The sequence below is a fragment of the Xanthobacter sp. ZOL 2024 genome (genome assembly GCF_052932325.1).
On the sequence record NZ_CM128808.1, the window covers coordinates 4,344,987 to 4,364,424 of the forward strand.

Consider the following 19,438-nt stretch of genomic DNA (forward strand, 5'->3'; position numbering starts at 1 on the left):
GATGCACCCGCCTCACACCGCGACGGGCGCCTTGATGTGGGGGTGCGGATCGTATCCCTCGAAGGCGACATCCGCATATTGAAAGCCGAACAGGTCGGTCACGGCGGGGTTGAGCAGCAGCCGCGGCAGCGGTCGCGGGCTGCGCGCCAGCTGCTCGCGCGCCTGGTCCAGATGGTTGAGATAGAGGTGGGCATCCCCCAGCGTGTGGATGAAATCGCCGGGCGCAAGGCCGGTCACCTGCGCCACCATGTGGGTCAGCAGGGCATAGGACGCGATATTGAACGGCACCCCCAGGAACACGTCAGCCGAACGCTGATAGAGCTGGCAGGAGAGCTTGCCCTCGGCGACCGCGAACTGGAACAGGCAGTGGCAGGGCGGCAGCGCCATCTTCGGCACATCGGCCGGATTCCAGGCGGTGACGATGAGCCGGCGCGAATCGGGGTTGCGGCGAATATCGGCGACCACCTGCGCAATCTGGTCGATGGCCGGCCCATCCGGATTGGGCCAGGAGCGCCACTGGTGGCCATAGACCGGGCCCAGCTCGCCCGCGGCGTCCGCCCACTCGTCCCAGATGCTGACGCCGTTGTCCTTGAGGTAGCGGATGTTGGTGTCGCCAGCGAGGAACCACAGCAGCTCATGGACGATGGATTTCAGATGCAGCTTCTTGGTGGTGACCAGCGGGAAGCCGGCACCGAGATCAAACCGCATCTGGTGGCCGAACACGCTGAGGGTGCCGGTGCCGGTGCGGTCGTCCTTGCGCGCGCCTTCGCGCAGGATGCGGTCGATGAGGTCGAGATACGGCTGCATGGCGGCTCCAGCGGGCACCCGGCCCGGCCCCCTGTTTAGGGCACCGACACCGGCTCGCCAACGGTTGCGCGCCACCCCGCCATTGGGTGTGGACGACCCTTTGCAGAAGGCGTCCTGCCCTCTTGCAATCGGCGAACGCCCCGCGTAGGTTCCGCGCTCACTTCGGCGCCGCAGTGCCGAATGTCATGCAGGTGTAGCTCAGTTGGTTAGAGCGCCGGTCTGTGGAACCGGAGGTCGGTGGTTCGAGCCCACCCACCTGTACCACGTCAGATCCCCATCCCCTGTAGAACGTGACGCCGCGAGGCGGCGGCCAGCGTTGCCCATTCTCGCAACCCGAGGATGTTGCGCCGACCACTGGGTTGCACCGGCCACTTCCCACCCGTAGTCTCGCGCCTCCGAAACGGGGCGGGCACCATGGCGATCGAGGATGGCGGAACTGAGAGCGGGCTGACGCAGGACCAGGGCGCTCATTCACCCGATCGGCCGCCCACCGAGGCGTGGATGATTGCGGATATCGCATCCGCCTTCACCTTTGCTTCGCACCAGAACGCCGTGCCGGTGCTGCGCGCCCTCACCATCACCAATCTGACCCCGCGCGACCTCACAAACTGCCGGCTCGACGTGTCGGCGCAGCCGCCCTTCCTGCGGCCACGCAGCTGGACCATCGACCGGCTGGCCGCCGGTGACGACCTGACCCTCGGCGACCGCCGCCTCGACCTTGATCCGGGCTATCTGGCGGGCCTCAATGAAGCGGAGCGCGGCGAGATCAGCTTCGTGCTGCGGCAAGGGGATGCCATCCTGGCGCAGACCCGCAGTGCGGTGCGACTGCTGGCCCGCGACGAATGGGGCGGCGTCGGCGACATGGCGCAGCTGCTTCCCGCCTTCGTCATGCCCAATGACCCGGCGGTTCAGACGCTGCTGCGCGCCGCCTCCGACCGGCTCGCCGCCCGCCAGTGCGAACCGGGCATGGATGGCTACCAGAGCGCCGATCCGCGGCGGGTCCGGCTGCTGGTGGCGGCGCTCTATAGCGCCATCGCCGCCCAGAACACCTTTTATGCGGAGCCGCCCGCGAGCTTCGAGGAGCGGGGCCAGAAGATTCGCGGACCATCCACCATTGCGAAGGTGGGCCTCGCCACCTGCCTCGACAGTACGCTGCTGTTCGCCGCCGCCTTCGAGGCAGCCGGGCTCAACCCGGTGTTGCTGATGTTCGATGGCCATGCCGCGGTGGGCGTGTGGCTGGTGAAGCGGACGCTGCCGGATGCGATTACCGGCGATCCCAGCGAGGTGCGCAAGGCGCTGGCGGCCGGCGAGATGATGGTGCTTGAGACCACCGCCATCACCCGCCGCCCGGTGGCATCGCTGGAGCAGGCCCAGAGCGCCCTGCTGCCCCGCCTCTCCGAGGAGCAGGAGGCTGCGTTTCACCTCGCCATCGATGTGCGGCGCCTGCGCGATGGCGGCATCGCGCCCCTCGCCACCCATGGCGAGGGCATTGATAGCGGGGGCATCGCAGGCCCCCACACCGGCGGCGTCGGTGGTCCCGGCCTTCCCGTGCTCGACGGCTGGCCCGACGGCCCGGTTCGGCCCGAGCCGCAGCCGCTGGAGCCGAAGCCGCGCACGGCCCAGGATCGCATCGCCCGCTGGCAGAAGAAGCTGCTCGATCTGACGCTCCGCAACCGCCTTCTGAACTTCCGGGATGGCAAGAAGACCGTCCCGTTCTTATGCACCGATGTCGCCTATCTGGAAGACCGGCTCGCCGCCGGGGCCGGCATCCGGATCCTCTCGCTGCCCCAGCAGAATCCCCTGGGCGAGCGCGATGCACAGACCTATCGCGACATGCGCGGCGAGGATGTGCACCGCCGCTTTGCCGCCGAGGCGCTGGAGCGCGACGAACTGCCCTCCCCGCTCGCCGCGCGGGAGCTGGAAGGCCGCCTGATCGACCTGTATCGCGAGGTGCGCAATGACCTCGCCGAGGGCGGCACCAACACGCTGTTCCTGGCCGTCGGCTTCCTGCGCTGGCGGCGCCCGGGGGAACAGCGCACCTATCGTGCCCCGCTGCTGCTGGTGCCGGTCAAGCTGGAGCGCACGGCCGCCACGTCGCGCTTCACCCTGCGCTTCCATGAGGACGACCCGCGCTTCAACGCCACGCTGCTCCGCTTCCTCGAAGAGGAGTTCGAGCTGTCTCTGCCACAGCTCGAAGGCGACCTGCCCACCGACGACTCCGGCGTGGACGTGCCGCGCCTGCTGGCCGAGGTGCGCCGCGCGGTGCGTGACGTGCCCGGCATGGAGGTGGTGGACGAGACCGCGCTCGCCACTTTCTCCTTCGCCAAATATCTGATGTGGAAGGATCTGGTGGATCGCACCGACCTGCTGCGCCAGAACCGGGTGGTGCGCCACCTCATCGACACGCCCGATGCCCCCTTCCCCGGGCTCGAGGCACCGCCGCCGGAGGCCCGCGACCTCGACCGGCTCTATGCGCCATCCGACATCGTCAACCTGCTGCCGGCGGACTCGTCGCAGAGCGTCGCCAGCCTCATGGCCGCCCAGGGCCATGATATGGTGCTCATCGGCCCGCCCGGCACGGGCAAGAGCCAGACCATCGCCAACATGATCGCCCACTGCCTTTCAGTGGGGAAGACGGTGCTGTTCGTGGCCGAGAAGGCGGCGGCGCTGAGCGTGGTCTATCGCCGGCTCCGGGAGCACGGCCTGGCGCCCCACTGCCTGGAGCTCCATTCCAGCAAGACCGACCGCAAGAGCTTCCTCGCCCAGCTGAAAGCCTCCTGGGAGCATGGCGGCGCGGTGGATGAAAGCGCCTGGCTGAGCGCCAACCATGACCTTGGCCTGCGACGCGATGAACTGAATGCCTATGTGGAGGCCCTGCACCGGGCGCATGCCAACGGGCTCACTCTCTATCAGGCCCTCGGCCGGGTGCTGCGGGACCAAGGTGAGGCCGCCCCGGCCCTCGCCTTCGCCGGCCCGGATGCGCACGATGCCGCCAGCCTCAAGGCGCTGGAGGAGCTGGCGGAAGCACTGGGCCGCACCTTCGCCGCCGTGGGCACCCGTCCAGCCCTCGGTGTGGTCCAGGCGACGGACTGGTCGAATGCCTGGCAGCAACAGCTGCTTGCGGCGGCCCTGGCGCTGAAAAGCGCGGCCGAGACCTTGGCCACCGCCCAGGCCCGCTTCCGCTCCGCCCTTGGCCTTGCGAGCGATGGGACGGCACGGCTGGCCGACATCAGCCGGTTTGCCGCGCTGGCCGAAGCGCTGGCGGCGTGCGCCCATGCCGACCACAGCATCGCGTTCGATCCGGATTTCGACGCGTTGCCCTCGGCCCTGCAGCAGCTCGCCGCCACACTCACGCGCCTGCGGGCCGTCGAAGGGCAGGTCGCCGGGCGCTTCACCCGCGCCGAGGTGCCGCGCATCCCGCTCGACGAGATCGAACCCGAGTGGCGCCGGGCGTCGGCCGCGTTCTGGCCCTTGCGGCTGCTGCGGCAATCCCAGATTCGCAACCTCCTTGCCACCTATGCCGCCTCCGGCAAACCCGAACCTCGCGACATGCTCCCCCTGCTCCGGCAAATGCAGGCGCTGATCACCGAGGTGGAGGCCAGCCCCCTGGCGGTGAGGCCGGTGGGCTTTGCGGGCGCCGACACCAATGTGGAGTCCATCGCCGCCCTGCTGCGGCGCGCCCAGGCGCTGCGGCAGGCGGTCTTCGCCCTGCCCCTGTCCGATGCGGAGGTGGACACGGCGGGCCATGCCTTCACGGCGATGATCACCACCGGCGCCGATCCCTCCGGCGTCGCGGCCGCCGGCCAGACCCTGACCGCGGCACTCGCCGCGTTCAACGCCCGCGCGGAGGCCTTCGCCGGCGTGGCAGAATGCCCGCTCTCCACGCTGCTGGCCGGGGACGCACCGGCCGGCATCGCCCGTGCCATGGCTGAGCTTGTGGAGGCGCGAACCGCCCTCGCCGACTGGACCAGCTGGCAGGGCGTGCGCCGCCTGGCGCTCGCCCACGGGCTGGCCCCCCTGGTCGAGGCCCTGGAAACCGGGCTGCAGGACCCGGCCACCACAGCCAACGCCTTCCGCCTCGCCTATGCGCGCTGGTGGCTGCCACTCGCCATGGACGCCGACCCGACATTGCGTCGCTTCCGGCGCTATCAGCACGAGCACACCATCGCCGACTTCCGCCGGCTGGATGATCTCGCGCGCAGCCATGCGGCGGATCACGTCCGCCGGCGCATCGCCCATCAGTTGCCTGCGGTGCAGAGCGTGCCACGCAACTCCGAGCTGGGGCTGTTGCGCCACCAGATGGAGTTGCAGCGCCCGAGCAAGTCGATACGCGACATGATCGGCGCCATGCCCCAGAATTTCAGCAAGCTGGCGCCATGCATGCTGATGTCGCCTTTATCCATCGCCCAATACCTGCCGGCCGGCCATGCCTTGTTCGATGTGGTGATCTTCGACGAGGCCTCGCAGATCACCACCTGGGACGCGGTTGGCGCCATCGCCCGTGGCCGGCAGACCGTCATTGTCGGCGACCCCAAGCAGCTGCCACCCACCAATTTCTTCGGCCGCAACGATGATGGCGAGGACATCGAGGAGGCCCAGCGCGATCTTGAAAGCATTCTTGATGAAGCACGGGCATCCGGTCTGCCGATGCGGCAACTGAACTGGCACTACCGCAGCCGCCACGAGGCGCTCATCGCCTTTTCCAATCAGCATTACTACGGCAACCGGCTCATCACCTTCCCCTCGCCGGAGGTGGAAGACCGGGCGGTCCGCCTCCACGCCGTCGCCGACGGGATCTATGACCGTGGCAAGAGCCGCACCAACCTCATCGAGGCCCGAGCCCTGGTCGAAGCCGCGGTGGCCCGCATGCGCACGTGGGCAAGCTGGCCAGACAAGGCGCGGCCGACCCTCGGCATCATCACTTTCAATGCCCAGCAGCAGGCCTTGATCCAGGACCTTCTCGATGCGGCACGGGCCGAGGCACCGGAGATCGAATGGTTCTTCTCCGACGAGCGGTTTGAACCGACCATCGTGAAGAATCTTGAGAATGTGCAGGGCGATGAGCGGGACGTCATGTTCTTCTCCATCACCTTCACGAAGGACGCCGCCGGCGTGCGCCGCATGGACTTCGGCGCCCTGAACCGGGATGGCGGCGAGCGCCGGCTCAACGTGGCCATCACCCGCGCGCGCCAGGAGCTGGTGGTGTTCTCGGGCACCCGCGCCGACGACATCGACGTGGCCCGCACCAAGGGTCTGGGTGTCCACCACCTGAGGACCTTCCTGGACTTCGCAGCACGCGGCGCGGTGGCCCTCGCCGGCCAGGACCGGGGATCGCTGGGCGGTCCCGACTCACCCTTCGAGGAAGCGGTGGCGGATGCCCTTACCGCCCGCGGCTGGCAGCTGGTGCCGCAGGTCGGCGTCTCGGCATTCCGCATCGACCTCGGCGTGAGGCATCCCGACAAGGCGGGCACCTATCTCGCTGGCATCGAATGCGACGGCGCCACGTACCACCGCTCCACCACCGCCCGCGATCGCGACAGGGTGCGCGAGGATGTGCTGCGCGGCCTTGGCTGGGAGATCCTGCGCGTGTGGTCCACCGATTGGTGGCTGAACCGGGAGGAGGCCGTCAACCGGCTCGATGCCGCCCTGGTCGATCTCGTCACGAACAGCCGCGCGGCGCAGCCGGAGGCCGCGGAGCCCGCCCACTGGAACCTGGGCGAAACCGTCGATCCCGCGTCGGACGAGGCGCTTCCACCGGGCGCTCCAACATCGCCGGAAACGCCCCCCGCCACCGATGAGGAGGACACGCTCGGGGAGGTGGTGCCGCTGGCCAGCGAACCGCTGCGCGGTGCCACCTCAGCATTTTCGGGGCCCCCTCTGCAAGACGTCTCCGCGGTGACCGGTTCGCCTGGCACGCCCGCGTATCAAGTGGCGGATCTGTCCGGCTTTTCGGCCGATCCGGAGCGGTTCTTCGAGGACGACTACGCCCCTCGGCTCGCCGCGATGGTCGAAGCGGTGATCGCCGCGGAGGCGCCCGTGCGGGAGGATGTGCTGGCACAGCGCATCGCCCGGACGCATGGCTGGCTGCGCACCGGCAAGCGGATCAAGGCGCAGATCGCGCTCCATCTCGGGCCCTACGAGCGCACCCGCGAACCCGGCGGCGATTTCCTTTGGCGTGTCGGCAGCATAAGCCCGCGCGTGGCCTTCCGGGCACCGGCGACCAGTGCGGCGCGGCGCAGCCTGGATGAGATTCCCGAGGCGGAGCTGCTGTTTGTGGCCTGTTCGGAAGTCCGCCTTGCGGACGAGAGCGATCCGCCCCTGACCCTGGCCCGCCGGCTGGGCATCGACCGGCTGACCGCCGCGAACCGGCTGCGCCTGCAGGAGATCCTCGCGCGCGCCACCGACATGCCCGACGCCGACATACCCGACGCGGCGGGCTGAGGGGCACGCTCACCCCCGCCGGTCAGCCGCGCCTGGAGGGGGTCTTTGCGGGGCCAGGCCGCGCGCGGGTCTCCGCCGTCACCTCACGGCGGAAGATGGCGACGATCTGCCGCCCGATCTCCTCCGGCGACAGGCGGCCCGGGCGATACCACAGGCCCACGTTGTTGAGCAGCGTCAGCAGCAGCAGGCGGTAGATGGAGCGGTCGATTCCAGCCTCCAAGGGCAGGTCGGCCACCAGCCCCACGAAGATCTGCTCGAAGGCGTCGCGCTTGGCGATCAGCTGCTCCTGCACCGGGCGGGGTACCGCCTGAAAATCCCCCATGAGGGGCATGGTGATGGAGTGCGGGTCCAACTGGATGCCGAGCATGGTCACGCAGGCCGCTTCCAGCCGCGCCCAGGGGTCCGTCTGCTCGTCGATGGCGGCGCGGATGTGATCCTCCGCCACCTGCAGAGCCGTGTCGTGGATCTTGATAAATAAGGCTTCTTTGGACTTGATATAGTGGTAGAGCGAGCCGCCGAGCAGGCCCACCCGCTCACCGATGTCGCGCACGGAAGTGGCCGCGTAGCCGCGCTCGGCGAACAGGCTGGCGGCGGCTTCCAGGATTTCCCGATGCCGGTCGCTGATCTCGCCCGAGAACAGGTCACGGCCCACCGTGGTCCGTGCTGGCGGCTGGGCGGCTGGTGCCGTCGCCGCGTTCCGGCCGGCACCCGCTGATCGCGTCCTCTGCCTCACCTCAAGCCCTTCTCTCATCCTTGCCGCCGGTCACACCGGCTCGCGAAACGCTCTTCATAGCAGACTCTTACCGTACCGCGCCGCCCTCTGCGAAACCTTTATCCGCCGGCCTTCGCTGTTCTGCCAGGGTCTCAGGCCTTCGACCAAGGGCGGGGCTGGCGCGTCGCACCGCGGGAGTGTAACAATCGTTTGGTACATGCGTTTGCCGGGAGAGTGTGATGGCCGCTTATGTTCCCCCCACCGAAGATGTGGCGTTCCTGCTCGGCCAGGTCTTTCCGTTCGACCGGGAGATGGCGGCCCTGCCCGCCTATGCCGAGGTCAATGCCGAGCTCGCGGTGAGCGTGCTCGAGGAGGGGGGAAAGTTCTGCGCCGAGGTGCTCGAACCCCTCAACCGTCCGGCCGACGAGGAGGGCTGCCGCCTCGGGGAGGGCCGCGTGACCACGCCGAAGGGCATCGCCGCCGCCTATCGGGCATTCGCGGACGCCGGCTGGTGCGGATTGTCGGGCGATCCCGAACATGGCGGCCAGGGCCTGCCGCGGGTGCTGCAGATCCTGCTCGACGAGATGGTGTCCTCGGCCAACCTCTCCTTCGGCCTCTTCCCCGGTCTCACCCGGGGGGCGGTGGAGGCCATCGGCCATCATGCCAGCGCCGCGCTCAAGGCGACCTACCTGCCCAAGATGATCTCCGGCGAATGGACCGGCGCCATGGCCCTCACCGAGGCCCAGGCCGGCACCGATCTCGGCCTGCTCTCCACCAAGGCGGTGCCCAATGCCGATGGCAGCTATGCCATCACCGGCACCAAGATCTTCATCTCCTCCGGCGACCAGGATTTCGGCGGCAACATCATCCATTTGGTGCTGGCGCGGCTGCCCGATGCGCCCAAGGGGGTGAAGGGCATCAGCCTGTTCCTGTGCCCCAAGTTCCTGGTGCGGGAGGATGGCACCCTCGGCGCCCGCAACGGCATGAGCGTGGGGGCGCTGGAGCATAAGATGGGCATCCATGGCCAGCCCACCTGCGTGATGAATTATGACGGCGCCACCGGCTGGCTGGTGGGCGAGGCGGGGCGCGGGCTCAACGCCATGTTCACCATGATGAATGCCGAGCGCCTGTTCGTCGGCATCCAGGGCCTGGGCATCGCCGAGGCGGCCAACCAGAAGGCGGTGGCCTATGCCAAGGATCGCCGCCAGGGCCACGGCGCCGATGGCACCCCCGGCCCGGTGGCCATCATCGCCCATCCGGATGTGCGCAAGATGCTGCTGACCGGCCGCGCCTTCGCCGATGCGGCGCGGGCGCTGGCGGTGTGGACGGCGCTGCAGATGGATATCGCCAGCCACAGTCCCGATGCCGCGGCCCGGGCGGAGGCCGATGGCCTGGTGGCGCTGATGACGCCGGTGGTGAAGGCGGCCTTCACCGATTTCGGCTTCGAGACCGCGGTGGCCGCCCAGCAGGTGCTGGGCGGGCATGGCTATATCCGCGAATGGGGCATGGAACAGTATGTGCGCGATGCCCGCATCGCCCAGATCTATGAAGGCACCAACGGCGTGCAGGCCATGGATCTGGTGGGCCGCAAGCTGGCCATGGAGGGCGGCCGCCTGCCGGCGCGCTTCTTCGCTCTGGTGAAGGCGGACCTTGATGCCGCCCGGCCGGTGGCGGGCGCGGCACTGGTGGAGCCGGTGGCCGAGGCCCTGGCCCGGCTGGAGGGCGCCACCGCCCGCCTCGCCGCCCAAGGCGGGGCCATCGAGGCGGGGGCCGCCGCCACCGATTACCTGCGCCTGTTCGCTCTGGTGAGCTTCGGCTGGATGTGGGTGCGCATGGCCGCCGCGGCCGTTGCGCTGGGCGAAGGCGCCTCCCCCACCGCGCGGCGCAAGCCGGCGCTGGCGCAATTTTTCGTGGAACGGATGCTACCCCACACCCTGGGGCTGGACGCTGCCCTGGCCCATGGCGCACCCTCATTAATGGCATTGGAGGCGGACGCCTTCTGAGCGGGTTCAACCCGCCGCCCCAACAACAAGTGGTTCAAGGAGGAAAATGATGCTCGGTTCGATGATGGATGTTCCGCTGCTGCTGTCCTCGGTGCTGCGCCACGCGGCGGCCTACCACGGCGATGGCGAAGTGGTTTCGGCCACGGTGGAAGGCGGCATCCACCGCTACACCTATGCCGATCTCGACGCCCGCAGCCAGCAGCTCGCCAATGCCCTGGCCCGGCTCGGCCTGAAGAATGGCGACCGGGTGGGTACCCTCGCCTGGAACGGCTATCGGCACCTGGAGCTCTATTACGGCGTCTCCGGCTCGGGCCTGGTGTGCCACACCATCAACCCGCGCCTGTTCCGCGAGCAGATCGCCTTCATCATCGAGCATGCAGGCGACAGCGCCCTGTTCTTCGATCTCACCTTCCTGCCCATCGTCGAAGAACTGGCGGAGCAGCTGAAGGGCTTGAAGGCCGTGGTGGCGATGACGGACGCCGCCCATATGCCGGCGCAGTCCGCTTTGCCCAACCTCAAGTGCTACGAGACCCTCATCGCCGACGAGCCGGCCCAGTTCGACTGGCCGGTGTTCGATGAAAACACCGCCTCGGGCCTGTGCTACACCTCCGGCACCACGGGCGAGCCCAAGGGCGTGCTCTACAGCCACCGCTCCAGCGTGCTGCACGCCATGGCCATCTCCATGCCGGATGTGCTGAGCCTGTCGGCGGCCGATACGGTGGCGCCCATCGTGCCCATGTTCCATGTGAACGCCTGGGGCATGCCCTATGCGGCGCCCATGGTGGGCGCCAAGCTGGTGCTGCCGGGGCCGAAGCTGGATGGCGCCAGCCTCCATGCCCTGTTCGAGGCGGAAGGCGTCACCGTCACCGCCGGCGTGCCCACCGTATGGATGGGCCTTCTCGACTGGATGGACACCCACGGCCGCACCTTCTCGGCGCTCAAGCGGGTCATCATCGGCGGCTCGGCCACCCCACCCATCATGATCAGCCGGTTCCACAACATGGGAGTGAAGGTGCGCCATGCCTGGGGCATGACGGAGACGAGCCCGGTGGGCCTTGCTGCCGCCCTCAAGCCCAAGCATGAGGCGCTCGATCCCGAGGCCAGGATGGCGCTGGAGTGCAAGCAGGGCCGCCCGGTGTTCGGCATGGAATTCCGCGTGGCCGGCGCCGATGGCAAGCCGGTGCCGCGCGATGGCAAGAGCTTCGGCTCCATGATGGTGCGCGGCCCCTGGGTGGCCGGCGCCTATTTCAACATGCCGTCGAGCCCGGCCCATGAGGAGATGCCCGGCTGGTTCGATACGGGCGACGTGGTGACCATGGATGGCGAAGGCTTCATCCAGATCGTCGATCGCACCAAGGACGTGGTGAAATCCGGCGGCGAATGGATTTCTTCCATCGACCTGGAAAACATCGCCCAGGCCCATCCGGCCATCCAGGAAGCCGCCATCGTCGCCAAGCCCGATGCCCGCTGGGGCGAACGGCCGGTTCTGGTGGCGGTGCTCAAAGCCGGCACCCGCCTCACCCGCGAGGAGATGCAGGCCTTCTATGCCGGCAAGATCTCCAAATGGAGCATTCCGGATGACCTCTTGATCGTGCCGGAGCTGCCCCACACGGCCACCGGCAAGCTCTCCAAGAAGGCCATCCGCGCCATCCTCCTGGAGCAATTGGCCCACAGCGGGCCGGATGACGCCATCGCCAGCTGAGGCGCCGCCGATCCAGCCTCGCCCGGGGCCTGCCGCATCAGCGTCGGCGGGCCCCGGATGCGCCGGGCGCATTCAGTGCCCTCTGTGCCGCGAGAGGGACCGCCACGGGGCGAGGGAGCTGCGCCATCCGAGGCGCGCGGCCCTGGGCGTCACAGGGGGCACGGCGCGAGCCACGGCGCGGGCGCTAAATGTCGAGGGGTCCACCGCTTCTTCGCGCAAGACGAACGCCGGCGCATGTCGAGAGCGGGCGTGAAATCACTATGCTAGCGCCCACCTGCCGGTGCGGCGGGGCTGCCGGAGCGGCCATCGTTGACCAGCGGGCGATCCGCCTGGGGCAGTTGGAAGCGCTGGGCAACGAGCCGCCCCATCATGTCCGCATCCGGATTGTCCGGGCCATAGGGGCCGTGCGGCTCGCCCACGTCCCACAGCAGGGAATAAAGCCAGATGCCGCCGGCGCCGAGCCGGATGGCGGCATTGATGTAATCGAGGCAATCGGTGAGCGAGCGCTTCACATCCCCATGCCAGGGCGGCCCGGAGCGCAGCCCAAGGAACACCGAAGCCGATGGGAAATGGTAGCGATAGGCTTCCAGCGCCCGCACCGGGTCATAGCCCGGCTTCTCGTCGAACGACATGATGTTGATGACATCGATGGCGTCCCGCAGCTTGGGATCGCGCGCCAGGGCGGCCGCATAGCCGTGGTTCCAGCCCACCGGCCGCTCCTGGGCATAGGGGCCGAAATAGGCGCCGGTGTTGTAGGCATCGAAGGCCAGCCGGTATCTGGGCCGCGGAAACTTCTCCCGGAAGGTCCGCACCACCCGCGCCAGCTCGCCATCGGTGTAGCACCACACGTCGCCATCGGGCTTGATCCGGCAATGCTTGTCCGAGGATGAGGCGGCGGCGACGCACTCATAGTCCACATCGATATCGCGGATGCCCATATGGTCCACGAACGTGCGCAGGGCGCGAAAGTGGCCGGAATCCATGCCTGCCCAACCGTCGGGATTATAGGGCTCGAAGCCGAGCTTGCCGCCCTGCTGGATGGCCAGCGCCACCCGGATATGCGGCTGGCGCAGCCGCAGCAGATCCAGCGCGGTCTTCAGCTGATGGCCGGTGCCGTCGAACTGCAGCCCGGTGGTGAGAAAGACGTCGTCGTCCAGGGATTCATAGATCACCTGCGGCCGCGCGAAGCACAAGGTGACGGTGGACACGTAGGCCGGAAGATTGGTGAGATAGAGATGCTCGGGATAATTGGGGGTGCGGTTCTCGAACCAGGAATCCCAATGCACGTGGAATTCCTGCCCGCGCGGCTGGGCCACCGAGACCGTGCCGCCCAGCGTCAACCCCACGCTGCCGGCGGCCCCCGCGAGCCGGCCGGAGGTGATGTCCACCACCTGGCCGTAGGCGAGGCGCCCCGGATCAAGCCGCAGGTCCGTCCCCACCGCGCCGGTGAGCGCCAGCGCGCCATCGGCGGACACGAGGCGGAAGCTCTCCGCCACCCCATCCTGACGCACGGTGCCGAACCACAGGCCGCTCACCTCCGCGCCGGTGGCGCTGGCCCGGAACGGCTGCAACGGCAGGCGCACCCGCGCCATCAGCGGCGCGCCGGCTGCGGCCGGCCCGAGCAGGTCGAGGGTGCCGAGCGCCAGGCGCCGCGCCAGCGCGGCAGCGTCCTCGTTCCGTCCGGCTCCGGTGACGGCGATGGTCACGATTCGCCTCCCTTCCTCGCGCCCCACGGGGCAATGCCGCAGCATAGCCCAAGGGCGCCAGGGCGCGCGCGCCCTTGAGCATCTCCTCGATACCCCACAAAATACCTCCGCGCACCCTGTGGGGCCGGTCCTGCCGCACCGGGGTCCCGTCACGGCTCACAGGACCCTTGCACCGACGAGAACCGGCTCGCGCCGCAACATGGCATGTGTTAGCCATGAACTACAGCTAAGACGTGTATCGGCACAGAACGGAAGGGACGTTCCGGCCATGAGCGCGAACACCACCACGGCGCCAGCCCCACCGGCCGGACCAGACGCCCCATCGGACGCCTCTGGACAGCGGCACCAGCGGGCCCCGCGCCTGCAGCGGCTGCGGGCCTTCTGGTCCCGGATGCTGGACCTGGGCCTTGTGTTGTGGGTTCTGCGGGTGCCGGCCATCAGCGTCGTCATTGGCGCCGTGCTGATGGCGGGCGTGACCCAGGCCCAGGATACCCTGGTGGACGTGGCCATGTCCGGCGCCCGCCTCGCCGACGAAGCGAAACTGTGTGGCGGCATTCTTGCCCTGGCGGCCACGACCTTCGTGCTGTGGGCCATGCCGGTGCATTATGCCGGCCGGCTGCTGCTGGAAACCGATGCCGGCATCGCCCGCATGCGGCGCCGCCGGGACCAGGCCCTCGCGGCACCGGCGCAGGCCGCAGAGCCCGGCGCCGGGCTCCATCACTGCGACCCGATCACCGCCGCCATGCTGCGCTGGTTTCCCCGCGTGCTCGGGGCGCTCACCTTTCTCACCCTGGCCTGGGGCGCCCGCGCCGCCATCGCCAACCTGCCGGTGCTGGCCGATGCCGGCGTGGTGACGGCCGCCAGCCACCAGCTCAACCTCACCGCCCTGGTGATGGCGGGAATGGTGCCGGTATTCCTGCTCTACACGGTGGTGCGCAGCCGACTGGTGCGGTTCAGCGCCTTCGCCACGTTCGATGCCGCCCTCGGCCGCCGGCTCTCCGGGGTGTTCCGCCGCCTCGGCATGGCGCCCCGCACGAACGAGGGGGTGGATGACGCCCACGGCGACCTGTTCGCCACCGGGCGCGTGGCTCTGTTCGCTTACGGGCTCGGTGTCGTCGCCCTGTTGATCATCTATCCGCTGGATCTGGCGGCATTCCTGCCGCTGGCGTTCGCCGTGCCGCTGATCCTGGGCGGCTGGGTGCCCCCCGCCGCCTTCCTCTCCGCCCTCGGTCGGCGGTTGAAGGCGCCGCTGCTCGGCGGGCTTCTGGTGGCGAGCAGCATCGGCGTCTATCTGTTCGGCGACAATCACGACATGCGGCTGGTGCCGGTGGCGACGCCGGTGGAGCGGCCGACCCTGCAGGCGGCCCTGGCGGCCTGGCGCGCGGCCAATGATTGCGCGCCGGCCTCCGCCAGCTGTCCGCGCCCGGTGATCATCGCCGCCGCCGGCGGCGCCAGCCGCGCCGGCTTCTTCACCGCCAGCGTGATCGGCCATTTCCTCGACGAAGACCGCCACCAGGATGGCCACACCTTCATCCGCTCCAACGGCTCCAAGCTGGTGCTGAAGGCGGGCGACAATGCCCGCTTCCCCATCGAACGGCTGCGGCGGCTTCAGAGCCCGGATGTCGCCCCAGCCGATCCCGTTCCCTTGGCGGGCGATCTGGCCACGCGCCTGTTCGCCATCTCCGGCGTCTCCGGCGGCTCGCTGGGGGCCGTCGTCGCCGCGGCCGCCCTCGACGCCGCCGCCACCGGCCAGCCCCCGTGCGCGGCGCGGGCGCCGCGCTTCTGGTTCAGCGACGATCGGGTGCGCACCTGGCAGGACTGCCTGGAGGCCCTGACCAGCGGCGACTATCTCACCGCCAGCTTCTTCGGCCTCGCCTTCTACGACCAGGTGCAGTTGCTTCCCCTTGATCGGGCCGGCCTGCTGGAAAAGGGCTGGGAAGCGCGCTTCCTGCAGGCCATCGGCCCCGGCGCCGGCGAGGACCCTGCCGCCGGGCGCGGCCGGCTGGCGCTGCCGTTCCTGCAGCCCATCGCCCGCGGCGCCGACCACTGGGTGCCGCTGCTGGTGCTGAACGGCACCTCCGTCGCCACCGGCCAGCGCATCGTCACCACCGACCTTGCGCCGCTCTATGTGGCGCCGGGCGCCTGCCCCACCGGCGCTACCGACGCCCAGGGCCTGTGCCCCATCTTCGCCCAGAGCATCGACCTGCACGCGGTGATCGGATCGGAGTTCGACATCGCCATGTCCACCGCCGCCACCAACTCGGCCCGCTTCCCCATCATCTCCCCGCCGGGCACCCTGCGCCGTGCCAATGGCCGCATCCAGGACCGGATCGTCGACGGCGGCTATTTCGAGAATTACGGGGTCCAGAGCGCGCTGGAGCTGGCGCAGGCGGTGGTGGCGGTGGACCCCACCCTCGCGCCCTTCATCCTCGTCATCTCCAATGATCCCCAGAGCACGCTGACCGGCGCCCTGAACGGCGAAGGCACCCTGCGGCCGGAGGCGGACGAGCGGCTGTGGCTCGCCGAGGCCACCGGACCCATCGGCGCCATCGGCGCGGTGCGCTCGGCCCGCGGGCGCCTCGCCCTCGCCGAGGCCGACCGCTGGCTCCGGGCCACCTTCGAGCCCGATTGTCCGGCAAGCCTCGCCCACATCAAGGTGTGGCCGGAAGCCCGCACCGATGGCCGCTGCCCCCTCAATGACCGCCCGCTGGATGTCGATGGCAAGCCCCGCGCGGTAGCGGAGATCCGCGCGGTCTCCATGAGCTGGTGGCTCTCCAAGCCGGTGCAGATGAACCTGCGGGAGCAGCTGCAGATCAACGACGGCGGCTGCTCCAACGACACCGCGGTGCGCGCCGTGTGGCGGGCGCTCGCCACGCCGTCGGATCAGTGCACCGGCATCGGCGCCGTGCTCAATGCTCCGCGTCCGGCCCGCGCGCCGGCTCCGGCGGATCCGCCTCGGCCGTGAAGCGCCAGCGGCCATAGCGCCAAGGGCGCGACCAGGAGGCATCCGCCGGGGTGCATTCGGGCACCGGATCGAAGCCATGCCCGCCCCACGGATGGCAGCGGCACAGCCGGGCGGTGGCCATGAACAGGCCGGGCCAGGCGCCGTGCCGGGAAATGGCCTCGTCCGCATATTCCGAGCAGGTGGGCAGGTAGCGGCACTGCCGGCCCATGAAGGAGGACAGGGTGTAGCGATAGATCAGGATCGGCACCCGCAGCACCAGCCGCGGCACCCGCCCAAAAGCACGCCCGATGGGGCGCAAGTGCCCCCGGGCCGCGACCGGCGACCAGGGCAGATCGTCGGTGATCCCGCGGTTTGGATCGGCAGGCAAGGCTATTCCGCCGCGTTGGCGGCCGCCGCCGCGCGGGCGGCCTCGATCTGGTCGATGCAGTCGACCACCGCATCAAAGGTGAGCAGGGTGGAAGCGTGGCGCGCCTTATACTCACGCACCGGCTCCAGCACCTTGAACGCCTCGAACGCGCCGGTGGGCGGCGGGCCGTTCTCCTTCAGCATACGCCACACGGTGTCGCGCAGCGCCCGCAGATCGGCGGCGGTGGCGCCCACCACATGACGGGCCATCAGCGAGGAGGAGGCCTGGCCGAGCGCGCAGGCGCGCACCTCATGGGCAAAATCGGTAACGGTGTCGCCCTCCATGGCAAGGTCCACCGTCACTGTGGAGCCGCACAGGCGCGAATGGGCCTTGGCCGTGGCCTGCGGCGCCGCAAGCCGACCGAGCCGCGGAATCTCGGCCGCCAGGGACAGGATGCGCGTGTTGTAGATGTCGTTGATCATGGGCTGTGATCCACCGGCCAAGCCGGCCTGTCCTCGTCAATCGCACCAAAGCCGCGTGCGGGGCTGCTTTCGCCATCTTGCGCCGTGCAAGGCGCATCAGCCAAAGCACGTCGCCATTGTCGCCGGCACCGCACGTCTTATATAGCGCAAGACGCAACGCTGGTAAGGGGCGCAGGGTGCCGGTGATGGCGCCACGCGCGGGGGCGCATGCCGGTGCCGGTGCCGCTGCCGGTGCTCTTGCATGGGAGCGGCGGCGGCCGCATGATGAAAGGGTTGTCCGGACCTTTTTCCGGGCGACGGACGGACGGCAAGGCCACCGCCGCAGAACCGGCGGGGCGCGGAACGGGAAGAGACCGCGCGTGCGAAGCCGACGACCGGTGACACTCCCGCCACAGCATGGGCTGCCGGCGGGTCGAACGGGGTTGGTGACGACGCGGGACGGCTCGGACGGGTCGGCGCGGAGCGTCACCCGACGGAGTACGTCATGGACGCGGTGGTAAAGTTGTTCCAGGCGCAGGCCGAGCACGAGGAGCGCGAGCGCCGCGAGCGGGCTCGCAAGGAAACCCAAAAGGCCGCGAAGGCGGTTGCGGCGGATGCCCGCCGCCACCTGCCGGCCCTGGCCGACGGCAGCGCGCGGCCCACCCGGGCCGAGGCGGAAGATGCCGTGCGCACCCTGCTCGCCTACATGGGCGAAGACCCCGCCCGCGAGGGCCTGCTCGACACCCCCCAGCGGGTGATCAAGGCCTATGACGAGCTGTTCTCCGGCTATCAGGAGGACGTGGACGAGCAACTCGGCCGCACCTTCGGCGAGATCGGCACCTTCGACGACCTGGTGCTGGTGCGCGACATTCCCTTCCACTCCCATTGCGAGCACCACATGGTGCCGTTCTTCGGCAAGGCCCATGTGGCCTATTTCCCGGTGGAGCGGGTGGTCGGCCTGTCGAAGATCGCGCGGGTGGTGGACATCTATGCCCGCCGCCTGCAGACCCAGGAGCATCTCACCTCGCAGATCGTCACCGCCCTCGACGAGGGCCTGCGCCCGCGCGGCGTGGCGGTGATGATCGAGGCCGAGCACATGTGCATGTCCATGCGCGGCATCACCAAGGCCGGGGTCAGCACCCTCACCAGCCAGTTCACCGGCGTGTTCCGTGATGATCCGGCCGAGCAGGTGCGCTTCATGACCCTGCTGCGCCGCCAGGGCTGAACGGCCGGAACGGGAGAGGCCACGTGGCCCACCGTTCCCGACACGCCGTGCTGGAGCCGTATCGTCGCCGAAAAGGTCGCGTGCCGACGGCGCGGCCGTTCGCGCGCCCCGCCGCAGATTGGAAGAAGAGACATCATGACCGCCGCCCCCTCGCCGTTCGCCGCCCCCGCCACCGGCGCAGAGCTGGAGGAAGGCACCACGCTGGCCCCGCGCTTCGATGCCGCCGGCCTCATCACCTGCGTCGCTGTGGATGCGCAGACCGGCGAGGTGCTGATGCTCGCCCACATGAATGCGCAGGCCCTGGCCCTGACCATGGAGACCGGCGAGGCACACTATTTCAGCCGCTCCCGCGGCAAGCTCTGGAAGAAGGGCGAGAGTTCCGGCCACACCCAGAAGGTGAGCGAGATCCGCATTGATTGCGATCAGGACGCGGTGGTCATCAAGGTGACCATGGGCGGCACCGGCGCCGCCTGCCACACCGGCCGGCGCTCCTGCTTCTACCGTACGGTTCCCCTGGGCGCCGCCCCCGGGCCCGACACCCGCCTCGGCTTCACCGGCGACACCCCGCGCTTCGATCCCGCCACGGTCTACGGCAAGCCCCACGACCATTGAGCCGGCCGGGGCCGCGCCCGCCCCCTCGACCGTCCGCGCCCACCGCGGAACGCGGGCCGGGGCCAGGCTCGGGCCGTGGACCTGCGCGCGGGCAAGCCCGCGCCACCCTCACCGGCGGGCGCGCCGGCCAGAGCCCTATCCGGTCGCTCCCGATCTTCCCATCGCCGTTCTCGGCGGCGACCTCTCGGTGGACCTCCGCGCCCGCCCCTTCGCACCGCGAGGGTGGCATCGCGGTTCAGCAGGCTCCGGGCGGCGATGGCGGCAACGGCACTCGATCCCGGCCAGCGCAGCGCCCCATCCTCCTGGCCCCGGCGCCGCGCACCGGCCCAACATGCCTGGCTCATCCGCGCGCCTTCCTCTCCCGTTCCTCGCGCCCGAGCCGCCGCGCCAGGCCTCCTTTGGCCACCGCCACCACGACAGGGTGCGGCAAGGCTCCGGTGCGACACTGCCCATAGCCA

General features: G+C 69.6%; 11 protein-coding genes and 1 tRNA gene. 7 read left to right on the forward strand and 5 right to left on the reverse strand.

Going from position 1 to position 19,438, the window contains the following annotated elements; translation table 11 throughout:
* Positions 1 to 12: 12 nt before the first annotated feature.
* The gene (locus ACU4E7_RS19970) at positions 13 to 807 is read right to left on the reverse strand and encodes a thymidylate synthase (RefSeq protein ID WP_238121317.1); all 795 of its coding nucleotides are present in this window, start codon (positions 805 to 807) and stop codon (positions 13 to 15) included.
* Between the two features lie 187 nt (positions 808 to 994).
* Between ACU4E7_RS19970 and ACU4E7_RS19975 the strand changes: the two genes are divergently transcribed.
* Positions 995 to 1,071, forward strand: a tRNA-His gene (locus ACU4E7_RS19975).
* Between the two features lie 150 nt (positions 1,072 to 1,221).
* Entirely contained in the window at positions 1,222 to 7,248 is a 6,027-nt protein-coding gene (locus ACU4E7_RS19980; protein ID WP_447019906.1) for a DUF3320 domain-containing protein, read from the forward strand.
* 22 nt (positions 7,249 to 7,270) lie between these two features.
* Here ACU4E7_RS19980 and ACU4E7_RS19985 read toward each other — a convergent pair whose 3' ends face one another.
* Positions 7,271 to 7,900, reverse strand: coding sequence for a TetR/AcrR family transcriptional regulator (locus tag ACU4E7_RS19985; protein WP_238121315.1), 630 nt, complete (start codon positions 7,898 to 7,900; stop codon positions 7,271 to 7,273).
* Positions 7,901 to 8,199: 299 nt separating this feature from the next.
* Here ACU4E7_RS19985 and ACU4E7_RS19990 point away from each other — a divergent pair, with 299 nt between their 5' ends.
* On the forward strand, positions 8,200 to 9,963 hold the full coding sequence (locus ACU4E7_RS19990) for an acyl-CoA dehydrogenase C-terminal domain-containing protein (protein WP_447019907.1): 1,764 nt from the start codon (positions 8,200 to 8,202) through the stop codon (positions 9,961 to 9,963).
* Between the two features lie 49 nt (positions 9,964 to 10,012).
* On the forward strand, positions 10,013 to 11,665 hold the full coding sequence (locus ACU4E7_RS19995) for a long-chain-fatty-acid--CoA ligase (RefSeq protein ID WP_447021673.1): 1,653 nt from the start codon (positions 10,013 to 10,015) through the stop codon (positions 11,663 to 11,665).
* Between the two features lie 263 nt (positions 11,666 to 11,928).
* Here ACU4E7_RS19995 and ACU4E7_RS20000 read toward each other — a convergent pair whose 3' ends face one another.
* Positions 11,929 to 13,371 carry a hypothetical protein gene (locus ACU4E7_RS20000; protein ID WP_238121313.1) on the reverse strand — a complete coding sequence of 481 codons (1,443 nt, stop codon included), beginning with the start codon at positions 13,369 to 13,371 and terminating at the stop codon, positions 11,929 to 11,931.
* Between the two features lie 268 nt (positions 13,372 to 13,639).
* On the opposite strand from ACU4E7_RS20000, the gene ACU4E7_RS20005 reads away from it, so the two are divergent.
* The gene (locus ACU4E7_RS20005) at positions 13,640 to 16,336 is read left to right on the forward strand and encodes a hypothetical protein (RefSeq protein WP_447019908.1); all 2,697 of its coding nucleotides are present in this window, start codon (positions 13,640 to 13,642) and stop codon (positions 16,334 to 16,336) included.
* On the opposite strand, the gene yidD is transcribed toward ACU4E7_RS20005, so the two are convergent.
* The gene (gene yidD, locus ACU4E7_RS20010; RefSeq protein WP_447019909.1) at positions 16,281 to 16,703 is read right to left on the reverse strand and encodes a membrane protein insertion efficiency factor YidD; all 423 of its coding nucleotides are present in this window, start codon (positions 16,701 to 16,703) and stop codon (positions 16,281 to 16,283) included. The two genes, ACU4E7_RS20005 and yidD, sit on opposite strands and share 56 nt — an antisense overlap.
* A 2-nt stretch (positions 16,704 to 16,705) precedes the next feature.
* Positions 16,706 to 17,164, reverse strand: a complete 459-nt coding sequence (locus ACU4E7_RS20015) for an iron-sulfur cluster assembly scaffold protein (protein WP_238121311.1) — start codon at positions 17,162 to 17,164, stop codon at positions 16,706 to 16,708.
* A 484-nt stretch (positions 17,165 to 17,648) separates the two neighbouring features.
* Between ACU4E7_RS20015 and folE the strand changes: the two genes are divergently transcribed.
* Together folE and hisI are read left to right on the forward strand one after the other, a co-directional pair.
* Positions 17,649 to 18,368 carry a GTP cyclohydrolase I FolE gene (gene folE / locus ACU4E7_RS20020; protein WP_238121310.1) on the forward strand — a complete coding sequence of 240 codons (720 nt, stop codon included), beginning with the start codon at positions 17,649 to 17,651 and terminating at the stop codon, positions 18,366 to 18,368.
* A gap of 135 nt (positions 18,369 to 18,503) precedes the next feature.
* Positions 18,504 to 18,980, forward strand: a complete 477-nt coding sequence (hisI, locus tag ACU4E7_RS20025) for a phosphoribosyl-AMP cyclohydrolase (RefSeq protein WP_238121309.1) — start codon at positions 18,504 to 18,506, stop codon at positions 18,978 to 18,980.
* Positions 18,981 to 19,438: the final 458 nt, after the last annotated feature.